This window comes from Pseudomonas typographi (genome assembly GCF_014694385.1).
GTDB classification, from domain to species: domain Bacteria; phylum Pseudomonadota; class Gammaproteobacteria; order Pseudomonadales; family Pseudomonadaceae; genus Aquipseudomonas; species Aquipseudomonas typographi.
In genome coordinates this window covers 1-11,846 of the sequence record NZ_JAAOCA010000047.1, presented here as the reverse complement: position 1 = coordinate 11,846, position 11,846 = coordinate 1, and the positions used below count along the sequence as shown (strand labels likewise).

The window sequence follows — 11,846 nt, the reverse complement described above, 5'->3', positions numbered from 1 at the left end:
TTATTCCGGGTTTGACGGGGGTTTAAAGCAGTGCTCACAGTTCAGGTGCCGGCAGAGCCAGGCCCTTATCCGGCGCCACCAGATGACCATGAAGATGTTCCGCACCGCGGCGAGGCCCAGGGATAGGTGAAACGTCAGGCCGGCAGAGGTCGGCCCAAAGAAGATGTCTTGGTCGCGCGTCATCACCACGTAGCCACTGATAGCGATGGCCGAATAGATCAATTTCCCAATGATGCCGTCCTTGACCTTTCCGCTTAGCACGCTCCAGGTTGCCCACAGGACAATCAACGCACAGGCGAAGGAATTGAGCAGGTCGAGTGTCATGGGGGATTTCCTCCTCCAAACCTCTGGCGAATTAGCGACCACAGGTCGGCTGTCTTGATGGCGCGATTGATCGCAGCCATGAGGGAGCCACCAAAAGTGCCAAGGAGAAAACCAACGCCAGCGACATTGCTCGGCTCGACCACTCGAAGGTAGGTGCTAACGATCCCGGTCAGGTACAGCGAGCACGCCACGCCGGTAATCAGGAATATCACCCATGCGCGCCAACTCGTTAAATCTTCCTTGTGCCACCAACTGGCGATGACGGCACCCACTAGGCCGGCAACAACCCAGTCGAGCTTGTCGAGCAGGCGATGAAAGAACTCCATGCTCGGACCTCTTGCTTCTGATGGTGTGGAATAAATCGGCCGGCATGGGGAGCCTGGCGCAGACCTGAATCGCGGGCATAAAAAAGCCCCGCACGCTGGCGAGGCTCTTTGAAGCGGTAAAACCGCAGAATTGCCCGTATATTGGGCCGTATCCGCGCGGATGTCAATCAGCCATTAGGTGAGAGATAGTCGCTGGATTTTCCGTATCTTTCATCAAACCACTCGGAGAACTTTTCCATCTCTACATCCTCTCCCCGGGCCACAACCGGCAACCACTGAATTGCGCTCATATTGGGATATGGGAATTTCTCCAGTTCCACGCCGAACTCTCGCGCCTTTCGCTGTATGTCAATGGTTACGGAGCGCAACACTCCATGACCCACGCCAATCTTCCTGCGAAACTCTTTCACGCCGCATCCCTCATCATTTCGAGCGAACTATCCACCCATGCTACACCGGCCTTGATCAGTTCGCGCGCCTTGGCTTCGCTCATTTCAAAGTGCTTCCCTACGCGAACGGCCGGCCACTTTGCGCCGAAGTACAGCCACACCATGTCACCCATCATCTGATTGCGCAGAGTCAGGCGGGCGACGGCGCTGTCTACCGACATAGCTACCTCATCGATGATCACGAATGACTTACACGTAAGTTGCTCAACGTTGTCGCGCATGATGGCGAATGATGGGGAAACGTACCTTGGAACACCCATACCCGACATTCTCCACCAGCCCCATTGCTCTAGCAGATATTCGGTATCGCCCAGGGGGCGAGACAGCTTGTTGATATTCACTCGCTTGCTCATGCTGCCTCCCCTTCTACTGCTTGAATGCGAACGCGCACGGCGCCGCCCTTGGTGGTTTCTTTGCTCATGCGCAATTGGGGGATGAAGTTGCGGTCATCCACTTTGAGTGCGTCTGCGATGCCATCGAGCAGGGCCTTGCAGGAGGACAGCAGATTGTCCAGATCGCGGCGCCGGGCATCGGGCGGCACAAACTCCATGACCACCAGCAGCTCACCGGCGGGGGCGGCGATCTTGGCCTGCAACGCCAGCAGGTGGCAGTCCGCCCGGTACTTGCGCGCCGCATTGGCCTTCTTTCTCCAGTGGCTGCGAGCGTTCGGGCTGCAGGCCGCCGGCGGCCATGGCAATTCCAGCATCGTCATTTCTGAACCTGCGCCTTGTACTGGTTGATCTGCGCATAGAGCGGTGCGCGGTCCTTGTCGGACGTCAGGCTGGCCACCTGCTTGGACAGGGCGTTGAGCGCCACCAAGGTGTCGTGGCTGGAAACGGTACCGGCCTGCCAGGCGTTGAAGGCGTCCGTGATCTGGTCGGCCAGGGTGGTGGTTGGGGTTGCGACCGTAGCGACCGGTACCGCGGCCGCCCCATGGCACACCGTCAGTGCGGAGAAGGTGGTCCGCCCTACCCCTGTTCCGCCGACCTTCTCCTGGCTGTAGACGCCAGCCTTGAAATACCAGGTGTCGTTGGCATATGAGGCCATGTCGAACTGGTAGCCATCGGCCGGCAGGGTGTCGTTCACCACCTGCTGGCCATTGATGAAGAACTTGGCCTTGCCGTCCTTGGAAACCTCGGCGCGGTAGGTGAATTGCTCGCCCAGTTTGTAACCGGTCAGGAGCTTGGGCTTGTCCTCTGTGCCATCGATCTTGCGGCGTAACTGGGCGTAGATCGTCGTTCCCGTTATCTGGATCTTCAGGGGCGGGTGGTTTCCATCGCCGTGGATCTGGCCGATGATCGCCTTCTTGCTCGCGGGCAGCTCGTCCACCGAAAGAGTGGCTTCGATGCTGTGCAGATCAGCGCTACCGGCCTTCCAGTTGGCTTCCTTGTCGTCACCATTGGCCAGCGTCTCGCGCAGCTCAGAGCGCGGGTAGGTGCTGTTCTTGGTTGATTTGATGTTTTCCCCGCTCGATGGGGCGATAAAGGTCAGAGCCCCATCGGACTGCCGGACGAAAAACTGATCGGTGTAGCCGGCGTTCAACGTCTTGGTCGGAATGACCTTGGCGCCAGCCGGAATGGTCAAACTCCACAAAGAAAGGTCGATCATGCTGCCACCCCCTGCACCTTCATGAGCCCCTGGCCAATCCAGTAGGCTTGTGTTTCAGCTACAGCGCGGATCACGTCGCGCCAGTCCACCGCCACGCGCGTGCCGTCGAATGCGTTGCGGGCCCGGCCATCCAGCAGGTCGTGGCAGCTCGAGCAGGCGAAACAGGCCATGTAGTCCGGGCCCTTCATGCCCATGCCCTTCTGGCCGCAGGGCACGTGGGCAAGCACGGTGGTTTCCGGGTTGCGATTGCATATGCCGTAGAAGCGCAGAGCACATTCCTGGCCCCGGGCGCTGTCGCGAAGTTTTTTGCTGACCACTTTCATGCGTAGCTCCCGATCATGTCGGCGGCAGCCTGGGCCTGCGCCTCGGTTTCGAAATGCGCGGACAGCACCAGGCGCCAGCAGGCGTTGAACACGTCGCGGTAAAGGGGCTCGAATTCGGCGTCGTCCATGTTTGCCCAGCTGATGGACTTGCGCTCCTTGCGGATGCCGTCAGGGGTCTGCACCAGGTGGAAGTGGCCGGCCTCGATGGTTATCCAGTCGCGGAAGGCCTCGCGGCTCTTCTCCACGGACGGGAAGCGCGCGGCGCGCTCGGCCTGGAGTATCCCGATGTACGCCTTCACAGCATCTTCCAGTTGCCCAGGCCTACCGTTCAATTGCTCGAAATACCTGGCCAGCCCGAGAATGCCGCGCATTTCCTGCCGAGGGATCAGGCCGCCGGCGGGTTCCCAGTACTCCCACGCCAGGTCGAGCATCGAGAAGAACTTCCCATGAAAGCGCGCGTTACGCATCTTGGTGAACTTGCCGTGGATGACCTGGCCAGCCTTCCATTTCTGGACCAACTCTCGGTCAGCCTCGGTCGCCGGTACCAGGCCCTGGGGCGTGCGGATCAGTGCGAGATCAGCCATGGCCGGCCTCCTTGCTCATGGCAGCGTCGATGGCCGAATCAGCGTCAGCACCAGACAGCAACATTTCAGAACCATGGTCGAGATAACGAACTGAGCCATCTTCAGTGCACACTGCGATCAGCGGCGTTTCCACCAAAAACCTTGGTGCGATATCACGCATCCACCGATACCGCTCGGCATCCTTGCGCAGCGCCTCAACCTCGGCCCTGAACTGATCGCGCTCACGGATCGCCGCATTCCTCTCGCGCTTGGCCTGCTTGTAGTCCTTGCCGAGCGCCTCGCAACTGCCGCGCAGGCTTTTGTTTTCTCTGCGCAGCCCCTCGTTCTCGGCCCTGAGCTGATCGCGTTGCGATACCAGGGACTTATGCGAATGGATGAAGTCATCGAGAAAACCGGACTTCGACTCAAGTGCCGATAACAAGCCAAGGACAACGCCAGGGCTGCAGGAAGCGATAAATGCTGCGTACTTTTCTTTCAGAACGTCAGTTGCGACAGGCTCGACGACAAGCATTTCGCCAGGCTCTTGACGCCCCAGCACGCAAAGTTCCCGCTCGTTCTGTAAAACACCAACTCCGTATGTTCCGGTGTCGCCGTGCGGCTCGTATGCCCATGGGGCCAGGGGATATTCGGCGTTCGCAGCCTCAGCCAGCCGCTTCAGCTCTGCATAGTCGATGGTCATGGCTTCACCCTCACGCCTGCGGCTTCGAGACCCGCCCGGTCATACACGGCGGTCTTCTCGCACATGCGGTCATCTATCCTTTCGGCAAACTCGCTATCCCAAACCGCCCTGCCCCCACCACATGCGGCGTAGTCGCCTATGACGGCATACGGTTCCGGCAGCTCAATCACCAGCGCGGCGCGGGAGGCTCGCCAGCCAGCACTGAAACTTGCAAGGCTAACGAGCCCGTCTGCAAGCCGATAAGCGCCGGCCCAGTCATCACCTTTAATCAAGTGCGCAGCAATGCTAGTGCGATGCTTTTTAAACTCTTCCCGCAATTTCTCGTTCATGTCAGCCATGGAGAGTGTCCTCCTGCTCAAAGTCGGCAAGATGGGCGAGGAACTCTTCTTGTTCCTGGGCTTGCTTTTTCAGCAGCGCGGCGCGGGAGGCTTGCCATGCCTGATAGGCCAAGTGTGCCGGGTACTCCTTGAAGCAATTTCTCTCCGGCTGCCACTCAGCAGTCAGCCCATGAACTTCGAGCAGCCACGCCTCAAACTCTTCCCGCATTTTCTCGGTGCTCATGCCATCGTCCTCCCGATCTCGGCAGCGGCTCTGACGATGGCGCGGCGCATGGTTATGCATCTATCAGCGGCCCAGTCTTCACTGATAGAGTCAACCTCTACGTAGTACGAATGGCATATAACATCCATCGCTAGCGTCGACATCAGCCGCAGCGCATCGCCGTCATCGGTGAGCGGGTTCCAGTACGCCATTCGTTTCTTGAGAAAGATCCCCACGTGGATAGGGTTTTCACTGTGGAAATACTCTCCTTCTACGCCGGCCGCCTTCGCCGCCAGCTCAAGCAATTCGCGGTCTGTCATACCAAAACCCTCCGCTTAACAAACACAAACCCACTCCCCGCTTCCTCGACGATGAAACGCCGGCTGGTGAGGTGGGCTATTAGGGGCCAGAAGGTGTAGAGGGTCATTGGCGAGACCTCTTTGCGATCTCAGCGAATACTTGAGCTTTGCTCAATAACTCCTTGTGAGCCTTTTTGGCATCATCGCCATCGTTGGTCAGCAGGTCGTAGAGGTCCGGACTCACAACCATGGTTCGGCCGGGTAGGGTTTCGGAGCGAATCAGCTTGATGTCCATACCGGACAAAGTGGTCTTGTTCATGGCAGCAGCTCCCTCGGCACGCTTACGGTGTCGCCCATAACAGATGCGACGATGGCGCGGCAGGCGGCGATCAGGGGTGTTTCAGCCTCGGCGATGAAGCCATTACACGCACTCGGCCCACCCCAAACAAACGCCTCCCATGAATTCAACGGGGCAATGCAATCGAGGGAGACGCCGTACTTCTCGATGAGCGGCCCGCCTTGGCTCCAGTCGGCTGAGGGTTTCCATAATTCTTTTACGAACCCCTTGGCGTCTGGGATAAACACGCCGGACTCGGCCCGCGAGAACAGCTTCATCTGATGGCCTGCGGATATCCCTGTAGCCCAATCCAGCGCCGCGCCTTCCAGATCCTGCGTCTTCACCTCCACGAAATCGCTCATGCGGCACCTCGCTTGGCGTTCAGCTCGGCCTGCAAAGTCTCGTTCTGCTCGATCAACTCCAGCACCACCAGCCGCCAGTCAGGCACCACCCGGTGCAACTGCTCCAGGCAAGTCACCAGATGGTCGCGGGCTGCGCGGGTTTCTTGATCGGTACCGCAATCGACGTGGGCCTGGACGGCCGCTTTGATCTCTTGGATGTTCATGCGCGCCCCTGGCTGTTGAACATGGAACGGACAGAAGCCTTGCGTGGCTTCTCTGGCTCTGGCGGGGTTTCGTCGTAACGGCGCGGTGCGGCGTTCACGAACCGGGCGAACTCACCCTGGAACTGAAGCGTGCAACCGTCTGGCTTGGCATGGCGGACCTTGACCACGTCAATCTCGGTCAGGCCGTTCTGGCCGGCTTCGGAGTCTTTGTCGCGGTGGGCCATGATGATCACGTCAGCGTCCTGCTCGATCTCGCCGGAGTCGCGAAGGTCGCTCATCCGTGGCTTGGGATCGGCGCGGTTCTCGATGCCGCGGTTAAGCTGGGCCAGCACCACGATGGGCAGCTTCAGCTCCTTGGCCAGCGCCTTGAAGCCACGGGTGTACGAACCCAGCTCCAGGTTGCGGTTCTGGAGCTTGCTGTTGGGGTCGGTGGCGATCATGCTCAGGTAATCCACCACGATCACGTCCAACGGCTTGGCGCGGTGCTGGAAGCGGGCAATGGAGCAGATGCGGGAGAATGTCAGGGCGCCTTTGTCGCAGATGCGGATATCGGCCGTGGACAGCTTTGCAACGGCAGCTTCCATGCGGATCTTGGAGTCTTTGTACTTCGCCGCTTCGCCGCTTTCGATCCAGTCCTGCCGAACACCGGCTTCGGCGGCCAGCGAGCGCCGGGCCAGCTCGGTCTTGGACATTTCCAGCGAGAACACCAGGGAACCACCGTTGCGGCGGATGGCCACGCGGTCGGCCAGGTTCATGCCCAGAACGGTTTTCCCGGTACCAGGCCGGCCGGCGATGATGGCCAGGTTGCCCGGGCGCAGCATACGCACGATCTTGTCCAGGTCTTCCAGGCCGAAGTCCTGGCCAACGAACTGCTTGCCGTCCAGCCGGTCCTGCATGTCCTCGAACACCGGGCCCAGGGCTTCACGCATGGTCACCACGTCCGGGGCGTCTTCCTCGGCGTTCAAGCCCATCACCAGCGCCTGCGCCTCGGCGTATTGGTCGTTGATCAGTCCGGGCGTAATGGCCATGGCCATCAGCTTGTCGCCCAGGTCATGCAGGCGACGGGCCTTGGCGCGATCCATGACGATCTTGGCGAAGTGCCGGGCGTTGGCCGAGCTGACCACGTTCATCGCGATTTCGGCAGCGTAAACCAGCGTCATGGCGCCGCTCGGCAGTTCCGGCTTCACATCGGCAAGGGATACCGCATCAGGCACGACGCCCTTGGAGTGACAGCCCAGGATCAGCGCGTACAGGGCTTGGTGGTCTTCGAAGTAGAAATCCTGGACGGCCAGTTTGGCGCCGATGACCTCGCACAGGTCAGGGGTACGCATCAGGGCGCCCAGCAGGCTTTGCTCGGCGTCTTCAGCGATCAGAGGGCGATCAGGCTGCATCGTACTTGCCCTCCAGGAAGCGCTGGATGGCCGATGCGCGGGTCAGAAACTCGAAGTCAGCCTTCCAGCTGCGGTTGTTCAGGCCGAGAAGGAAATTCGAATTCAGAGCGTCGTTGAACAGGCCTTCCCAAAACTCCAATCCCTTCTCGCGGACAACGAACTGCCCTTCGAGCTTGAGGTTGTAGGTTCCCCGGATGCGTTTGCGGTCAGATTCGTTCAGACCCATGCGGCGAGGAAGCTTGCCACCGAGGATCGTGTTGTACAGCGAGCGGATTTGCTCGTAGGGAATCTTGTCGGTCGGCTCTGGACTTGAAGCATCCGGTGTCGGCTCGGCGGGGGTCGTTGCGTCAGCGGCGACATCCACTCCGTTAGGAGTGGTATTTGTATTTCTGTCTTTTATGTGTGTAATTTTCAACACAGTGGCAGGTATGTTTTCTACACAGTGTGTATATTTCAACACGGTGGATTTCTGGTCTATTTTCCACTCTGCCGGAGGCATGAAACTGATCGGATCGCGACTGCCACCATCCCTGTACAACACCCGCTGACGGATCAGGGAATTGATTGCCCTGGACACGTTTGCGCGCTCAGCCTCCGGCCGCCCTTCCTCGGTGTACATCATCTTGGCAACGTACAGCGCGGCGACCTTAACGGAATCTTGGTTGAACCCAGCGGTCAATCGGTGGATTGCCAATGCGACACGAAGCTCCCTGCCCGACAGCTCGGCCCCTATCAGAGCCTCGTACAGGTCGTTGTCCATCCGGGTGAACCCCCTGGACTTGTCAATTTGGAAGATGTTTGTAATCATGTGCTGACTCCGCAATTGCTGTACTGAAGCCGCCCGGCCAGGCGGCTTTTCTTTGCCTGTAATTCGGCAGAGGCCCTCTGCCTTACCCTGACGAGCCCCTCTCAGAGGCCCTCTTTGGGGCCACCAGCTTCAGCACCTTGGCTTTACGCCGGCCAACCACTGATAAGGCGCCCTCACCTACCGCCGTTTCCACGACGTGGTTCATTGCTTGGCTGAAGGTCCAGCCCCTGGCAGCCATCAATTGCTCTATCCGCGCCCGCGTTGGCGGTGGGATCTTGTCCAGTTCTACGGTCATTCGGCCCTCCAAAGGGGCTTCAGCCCGCGATATCTTCTTGTTTGTCCTGCATCAATTCCTCGATCACGCCGTTGGCCACAGCCCACTCGATGATTTCGTAGAGATACGTCGCGTGCTGCATGCGGGTCTTGTTGGCTGCTCGGCGAAGAATCCGATCCAGCACAGGTTCGAATCGAACCTTCACCGGAATGGCTCTTTTTTGGCTGGGGTCTACGTACATACGGGTGGTGCTCCTTGATGTGGGAAATGGTTAGGCGGCTGAAAGGGATTCGGTCGGATACAGATCCGGCCGAAGCTCATGGCGGGATACGCCAGTAGCTTTTTCGATAGGGAGCGCCTGACGCGCGGGAACACCACGAACCTTCCAGTAGGAAACCGCCATGGGGGTCACGCCAAGCAACTGGGCAAGGGCCTTGCCAGAGCCGGCCGCAAGAATTGCGCGTTCAAGAGGTGTGGGATTCATAAACATTCCGCCATCGGCGAGTAAACACGCGTCAACGATACGTTTATTTAATAAACAACGCAACCCCGGTAAACTTTGTGTTTATGACTACTGAGAATTCAGGCGACCGCCTGCGCAAATGCCTTGATGAGAAAGGCCTGAGCCCAACCTATTTCGCCGCGCAGATGGACGTTTCCAACCAGACGCTGAACAACTGGTTCAGGAGAGGTGTTCCGGCCGCGAGGCAGGTAGACGTTGCGCGACGGCTTGGTGTCGAGTTTCATTGGTTACGCTCAGGTGACGGGGAGCGGGATATTCAAGGCTTGCCTTTGAGCAATGATGGCGAGGTTGATCGGCGCTCGAATGCTGAATATATTGGCCCTATCGAGGTCTGGGATAACAACACGCCCCTGGACTCCGACGAGGTTTCTGTACCCTTCCTAAAAGAAGTCGAACTGTCTGCAGGGAGCGGAAAAACAGTGGTCGAGGAGTCGCCTTCACAAAGGTTACGTTTCGGAAAGCTGACCCTTCGTCGGCAGAACATACAGCCCAGTGACGTGGTATGCGTTACCGTCAGAGGTAACAGCATGGAGCCAGTGCTTCCCGACAAAAGCACGGTAGGAATAGATCAAGGCTCCACCTCAATCGTTGACGGCAAAATGTATGCAATCAACCACGGCGGTCAGCTGCGCGTGAAGACGCTCTATAGGCTTCCAGGCGGGGGAATTCGGATTCGTAGCTATAACCGCGATGAGCACCCTGATGAGGAATACTCCGTTCAACAGATGAACGACCAGGAGATCGTCATTCTCGGCCGGGTTTTCTGGTCTTCCGCTCTCTGGTAGCCGCGATGATAAACCGACTGTTTGCCTATGCATCCCTTGCTTCATTCGCAGGGCTTGCTATTACTGTCGCGGCCTACCTGCTGGGGATTGAGCAAACTGGGCACGTTTTCGTCGCATGTTTTTTTACGATGATCATTTGCGGGTTGGTGTCGGCTCTTCGCCGTGAGGGCGGCGCCCGAACTGAGGACATCGTGACCCTTGCTGTCGCTGCAATCTTGGTTGGGTGGTTGATCATTCGCAATCTGTAGCCATACCTCAACCCCAAAATCTACCCGCTTCGGCGGGTTTTTTTTGCCAAAAATAAACATTAATAAACAAAAGGTGTTGACGTGTTTATAAACGTGTTGTTTACTACACCCATCGCCCCGGCCCACACCGCCGAGGCAGGGCCGAGAGGCCTGCCGCTCTTTAACATCGCTGAAGACGAGTCACCCGGCGCCAGAGTTCTTTTCCTGACAGTGGCAAAAGTTCGGGTGAACAGTACGCAACACGGCCTGCCTACCCACTCGGTAATTCGGCGCACGAGGTTGGCCGAGAGGCACCCTATTCAACTGCTGCGCCCGGCAAGCCGACGCGGCGGTCAGTACCGACATTCGATTCAAGCCGCGACCGTCGCCAGTAGCGGGTCGCGGTGCAAGACCGACCGCTTCACTGAAGCGCCTTCGATGAGGGCGCTTTGGGAAGATAACGGAGGAATATCAATGGCTAGCGACGGCGTAAATGGACCTGTGCAAGTAGAGATCCAGGTGCACATCACGAACGGCAGGCAAAACGGCGTGGCGAACATCAGCATGGGAATAGGCAAGTACCCGACCCCTTCCGATATAGCTGACCGCATAGCGGCCTTTGAGCACGACGAGCTCCCTGGCGCAGCACCGGGCTTCCGCTTGCAGACGCCGCAGGAATTCTGGGATACGGCCTGCCTAGATCGTATCGGCGGCAAGTTAGCATGTCCGCCCACTTGGCAGGCTTGGAAACCGCTCGACTGACCCAACGAACAACGCCCTGGAGGGCAAGATGAGACCAGTAATGACAATGAAGGGCTTGCACGATAACAGCGGCAGGCGCACTGGCATTGAAGACGCCGCAGAGGGCAAGTTTCATGGCTGGGGCGTCGAGTACGAGGAGTTCGAGAACGGGCCAGGCAACTACACGGTGGCCATCGTCGAGATGCCAGACGGAACGGTGCAAACGCTCGTACCTTGGCTGATTCGCTTCCTTGATAGCGATGACGCTGAGCAGCAGGCTCTCGACGATTTCATTTCTAATCCAATCACCATCGGTTGAACAACCAGCGCCACGTCAGCCTGACGTAAAAGGCCCTATACCGGTGATGGTTGAGGCCCTGGGTGGTCAGGGCTAATCCGGTTAACCCACCCCTTGGCATTCGCAAGAGTGCCCATCGAAGTGAGCTATCAGCGCGGACCACCCATAGGCCTAAACGTATATGAGGCGACTAGGGCCGGGATAGCTCACTTCGATGCGGACGAGCCCACACCGCGAAAGCGGCCCCCTGCATCGAATCGCCTTTGGGTTGCGACTACGCGGCCGGGCGTGACAGCCGGGAAAGACCGGCACCCTTTCTATAGGTGGCCCCGGCCTTCCCAGGGAGCGAGCAATAGGAGATACCGCCATGAAGCGTTAAACCGAGGTTGCCCAGCAACAGTCTACCCAGCCACTACAGTGCTGAGCGCTTTGACCGACGGGAGAATATCGGTCACGGAGTGCGCCGGCTTGCTTCCGGCCCCGTTAGCCAGAAGGCCATCATGGCGGTCCTGCACCGAACGGCTGATTGCATCAGCGCCGGAACCGTTACCGGCACCATTTCAACCCAAGGTTGCCCACCACCCTCAAAGCCACGGAATTCGTGGCTGGGCACGGAAAAGCAGCCTGTTTGCCCACCACCACCTCCCCCCTTCAATCGACCGCATCAGGCAGGCACCAGGCATGGCTATTCCCCAGTTTGGTCACTGGAGCTTGGTGCCTGCGCTAATGCGGTTGGACAAATCAGCGCACACGGAGGCGCCCCAT

At 58.7% G+C, this 11,846-nt stretch carries 22 protein-coding genes; 3 read left to right on the top strand and 19 right to left on the bottom strand.

Annotated elements, in window-relative coordinates:
• The 19 genes from HAQ05_RS25110 to HAQ05_RS25020 form a co-directional block, all read right to left on the bottom strand.
• Positions 1 to 324: a hypothetical protein gene (locus HAQ05_RS25110; protein WP_190426176.1), complete on the bottom strand. Its 324-nt coding sequence runs from the start codon at positions 322 to 324 to the stop codon at positions 1 to 3.
• Entirely contained in the window at positions 321 to 650 is a 330-nt protein-coding gene (locus HAQ05_RS25105; RefSeq protein ID WP_190426174.1) for an MFS transporter, read from the bottom strand. The genes HAQ05_RS25110 and HAQ05_RS25105 overlap by 4 nt, the downstream gene beginning before the upstream one ends.
• A gap of 167 nt (positions 651 to 817) precedes the next feature.
• On the bottom strand, positions 818 to 1,060 hold the full coding sequence (locus HAQ05_RS25100; protein ID WP_190426172.1) for a hypothetical protein: 243 nt from the start codon (positions 1,058 to 1,060) through the stop codon (positions 818 to 820).
• Positions 1,057 to 1,452 carry an antitermination protein Q gene (locus tag HAQ05_RS25095; protein WP_190426171.1) on the bottom strand — a complete coding sequence of 132 codons (396 nt, stop codon included), beginning with the start codon at positions 1,450 to 1,452 and terminating at the stop codon, positions 1,057 to 1,059. The genes HAQ05_RS25100 and HAQ05_RS25095 overlap by 4 nt, the downstream gene beginning before the upstream one ends.
• The gene (locus tag HAQ05_RS25090; protein WP_190426169.1) at positions 1,449 to 1,811 is read right to left on the bottom strand and encodes a RusA family crossover junction endodeoxyribonuclease; all 363 of its coding nucleotides are present in this window, start codon (positions 1,809 to 1,811) and stop codon (positions 1,449 to 1,451) included. The genes HAQ05_RS25095 and HAQ05_RS25090 overlap by 4 nt, the downstream gene beginning before the upstream one ends.
• Complete coding sequence (locus HAQ05_RS25085) at positions 1,808 to 2,707, bottom strand: polysaccharide lyase family 7 protein (RefSeq protein WP_190426167.1); 900 nt, start codon at positions 2,705 to 2,707, stop codon at positions 1,808 to 1,810. The genes HAQ05_RS25090 and HAQ05_RS25085 overlap by 4 nt, the downstream gene beginning before the upstream one ends.
• The gene (locus HAQ05_RS25080; RefSeq protein ID WP_190423588.1) at positions 2,704 to 3,030 is read right to left on the bottom strand and encodes a nuclease domain-containing protein; all 327 of its coding nucleotides are present in this window, start codon (positions 3,028 to 3,030) and stop codon (positions 2,704 to 2,706) included. Before HAQ05_RS25080 ends, HAQ05_RS25085 begins: the two co-directional genes overlap by 4 nt.
• The gene (locus tag HAQ05_RS25075) at positions 3,027 to 3,614 is read right to left on the bottom strand and encodes a DUF1367 family protein (protein WP_190426164.1); all 588 of its coding nucleotides are present in this window, start codon (positions 3,612 to 3,614) and stop codon (positions 3,027 to 3,029) included. The genes HAQ05_RS25080 and HAQ05_RS25075 overlap by 4 nt, the downstream gene beginning before the upstream one ends.
• Positions 3,607 to 4,293 carry a coiled-coil domain-containing protein gene (locus tag HAQ05_RS25070; protein WP_190426161.1) on the bottom strand — a complete coding sequence of 229 codons (687 nt, stop codon included), beginning with the start codon at positions 4,291 to 4,293 and terminating at the stop codon, positions 3,607 to 3,609. Before HAQ05_RS25070 ends, HAQ05_RS25075 begins: the two co-directional genes overlap by 8 nt.
• The gene (locus HAQ05_RS25065) at positions 4,290 to 4,631 is read right to left on the bottom strand and encodes a phiTE_015 family protein (protein WP_190426158.1); all 342 of its coding nucleotides are present in this window, start codon (positions 4,629 to 4,631) and stop codon (positions 4,290 to 4,292) included. Before HAQ05_RS25065 ends, HAQ05_RS25070 begins: the two co-directional genes overlap by 4 nt.
• Positions 4,624 to 4,854 (bottom strand): phiTE_015 family protein, encoded by a 231-nt coding sequence (locus HAQ05_RS25060; RefSeq protein WP_190426156.1) that lies wholly within the window; start codon positions 4,852 to 4,854, stop codon positions 4,624 to 4,626. The genes HAQ05_RS25065 and HAQ05_RS25060 overlap by 8 nt, the downstream gene beginning before the upstream one ends.
• Positions 4,851 to 5,153 carry a hypothetical protein gene (locus tag HAQ05_RS25055; RefSeq protein WP_190426154.1) on the bottom strand — a complete coding sequence of 101 codons (303 nt, stop codon included), beginning with the start codon at positions 5,151 to 5,153 and terminating at the stop codon, positions 4,851 to 4,853. The genes HAQ05_RS25060 and HAQ05_RS25055 overlap by 4 nt, the downstream gene beginning before the upstream one ends.
• A gap of 103 nt (positions 5,154 to 5,256) precedes the next feature.
• On the bottom strand, positions 5,257 to 5,451 hold the full coding sequence (locus HAQ05_RS25050; RefSeq protein WP_190426152.1) for a hypothetical protein: 195 nt from the start codon (positions 5,449 to 5,451) through the stop codon (positions 5,257 to 5,259).
• A complete protein-coding gene (locus HAQ05_RS25045; protein ID WP_190426150.1) occupies positions 5,448 to 5,831 on the bottom strand; it encodes a phage protein NinX family protein in 384 nt (127 codons plus the stop codon). The genes HAQ05_RS25050 and HAQ05_RS25045 overlap by 4 nt, the downstream gene beginning before the upstream one ends.
• A complete protein-coding gene (locus HAQ05_RS25040; protein ID WP_190426148.1) occupies positions 5,828 to 6,034 on the bottom strand; it encodes a hypothetical protein in 207 nt (68 codons plus the stop codon). The genes HAQ05_RS25045 and HAQ05_RS25040 overlap by 4 nt, the downstream gene beginning before the upstream one ends.
• A complete protein-coding gene (locus HAQ05_RS25035; RefSeq protein ID WP_190426147.1) occupies positions 6,031 to 7,425 on the bottom strand; it encodes a DnaB-like helicase C-terminal domain-containing protein in 1,395 nt (464 codons plus the stop codon). The genes HAQ05_RS25040 and HAQ05_RS25035 overlap by 4 nt, the downstream gene beginning before the upstream one ends.
• Positions 7,415 to 8,233: a replication protein gene (locus HAQ05_RS25030; RefSeq protein WP_190426145.1), complete on the bottom strand. Its 819-nt coding sequence runs from the start codon at positions 8,231 to 8,233 to the stop codon at positions 7,415 to 7,417. Before HAQ05_RS25030 ends, HAQ05_RS25035 begins: the two co-directional genes overlap by 11 nt.
• Before the next feature lie 314 nt (positions 8,234 to 8,547).
• Positions 8,548 to 8,748: a hypothetical protein gene (locus HAQ05_RS25025; protein ID WP_190426142.1), complete on the bottom strand. Its 201-nt coding sequence runs from the start codon at positions 8,746 to 8,748 to the stop codon at positions 8,548 to 8,550.
• A gap of 30 nt (positions 8,749 to 8,778) precedes the next feature.
• Positions 8,779 to 8,991, bottom strand: a complete 213-nt coding sequence (locus HAQ05_RS25020; RefSeq protein ID WP_202988113.1) for a transcriptional regulator — start codon at positions 8,989 to 8,991, stop codon at positions 8,779 to 8,781.
• 83 nt (positions 8,992 to 9,074) lie between these two features.
• Between HAQ05_RS25020 and HAQ05_RS25015 the strand changes: the two genes are divergently transcribed.
• The 3 genes from HAQ05_RS25015 to HAQ05_RS25005 all read left to right on the top strand — a co-directional run bounded on the left by HAQ05_RS25015 (position 9,075) and on the right by HAQ05_RS25005 (position 11,102).
• Positions 9,075 to 9,815 (top strand): LexA family transcriptional regulator, encoded by a 741-nt coding sequence (locus HAQ05_RS25015; RefSeq protein WP_190426134.1) that lies wholly within the window; start codon positions 9,075 to 9,077, stop codon positions 9,813 to 9,815.
• Positions 9,816 to 10,516: 701 nt separating this feature from the next.
• Positions 10,517 to 10,804 (top strand): hypothetical protein, encoded by a 288-nt coding sequence (locus tag HAQ05_RS25010; protein WP_194718703.1) that lies wholly within the window; start codon positions 10,517 to 10,519, stop codon positions 10,802 to 10,804.
• Positions 10,805 to 10,832: 28 nt separating this feature from the next.
• A complete protein-coding gene (locus HAQ05_RS25005; RefSeq protein ID WP_190426131.1) occupies positions 10,833 to 11,102 on the top strand; it encodes a hypothetical protein in 270 nt (89 codons plus the stop codon).
• Positions 11,103 to 11,846: the final 744 nt, after the last annotated feature.

Coding starts and splice junctions, on each gene's coding strand:
- HAQ05_RS25050 (WP_190426152.1), bottom strand. CDS start 5,451: ATGAACAAGACCACTTTGTCCGGTATGGACATCAAGCTGATTCGCTCC.
- HAQ05_RS25015 (WP_190426134.1), top strand. CDS start 9,075: ATGACTACTGAGAATTCAGGCGACCGCCTGCGCAAATGCCTTGATGAG.
- HAQ05_RS25060 (WP_190426156.1), bottom strand. CDS start 4,854: ATGAGCACCGAGAAAATGCGGGAAGAGTTTGAGGCGTGGCTGCTCGAA.
- HAQ05_RS25030 (WP_190426145.1), bottom strand. CDS start 8,233: ATGATTACAAACATCTTCCAAATTGACAAGTCCAGGGGGTTCACCCGG.
- HAQ05_RS25090 (WP_190426169.1), bottom strand. CDS start 1,811: ATGACGATGCTGGAATTGCCATGGCCGCCGGCGGCCTGCAGCCCGAAC.
- HAQ05_RS25040 (WP_190426148.1), bottom strand. CDS start 6,034: ATGAACATCCAAGAGATCAAAGCGGCCGTCCAGGCCCACGTCGATTGC.
- HAQ05_RS25020 (WP_202988113.1), bottom strand. CDS start 8,991: ATGAATCCCACACCTCTTGAACGCGCAATTCTTGCGGCCGGCTCTGGC.
- HAQ05_RS25005 (WP_190426131.1), top strand. CDS start 10,833: ATGAGACCAGTAATGACAATGAAGGGCTTGCACGATAACAGCGGCAGG.
- HAQ05_RS25085 (WP_190426167.1), bottom strand. CDS start 2,707: ATGATCGACCTTTCTTTGTGGAGTTTGACCATTCCGGCTGGCGCCAAG.
- HAQ05_RS25075 (WP_190426164.1), bottom strand. CDS start 3,614: ATGGCTGATCTCGCACTGATCCGCACGCCCCAGGGCCTGGTACCGGCG.
- HAQ05_RS25080 (WP_190423588.1), bottom strand. CDS start 3,030: ATGAAAGTGGTCAGCAAAAAACTTCGCGACAGCGCCCGGGGCCAGGAA.
- HAQ05_RS25025 (WP_190426142.1), bottom strand. CDS start 8,748: ATGTACGTAGACCCCAGCCAAAAAAGAGCCATTCCGGTGAAGGTTCGA.
- HAQ05_RS25105 (WP_190426174.1), bottom strand. CDS start 650: ATGGAGTTCTTTCATCGCCTGCTCGACAAGCTCGACTGGGTTGTTGCC.
- HAQ05_RS25065 (WP_190426158.1), bottom strand. CDS start 4,631: ATGGCTGACATGAACGAGAAATTGCGGGAAGAGTTTAAAAAGCATCGC.
- HAQ05_RS25070 (WP_190426161.1), bottom strand. CDS start 4,293: ATGACCATCGACTATGCAGAGCTGAAGCGGCTGGCTGAGGCTGCGAAC.
- HAQ05_RS25055 (WP_190426154.1), bottom strand. CDS start 5,153: ATGACAGACCGCGAATTGCTTGAGCTGGCGGCGAAGGCGGCCGGCGTA.
- HAQ05_RS25035 (WP_190426147.1), bottom strand. CDS start 7,425: ATGCAGCCTGATCGCCCTCTGATCGCTGAAGACGCCGAGCAAAGCCTG.
- HAQ05_RS25110 (WP_190426176.1), bottom strand. CDS start 324: ATGACACTCGACCTGCTCAATTCCTTCGCCTGTGCGTTGATTGTCCTG.
- HAQ05_RS25045 (WP_190426150.1), bottom strand. CDS start 5,831: ATGAGCGATTTCGTGGAGGTGAAGACGCAGGATCTGGAAGGCGCGGCG.
- HAQ05_RS25010 (WP_194718703.1), top strand. CDS start 10,517: ATGGCTAGCGACGGCGTAAATGGACCTGTGCAAGTAGAGATCCAGGTG.
- HAQ05_RS25095 (WP_190426171.1), bottom strand. CDS start 1,452: ATGAGCAAGCGAGTGAATATCAACAAGCTGTCTCGCCCCCTGGGCGAT.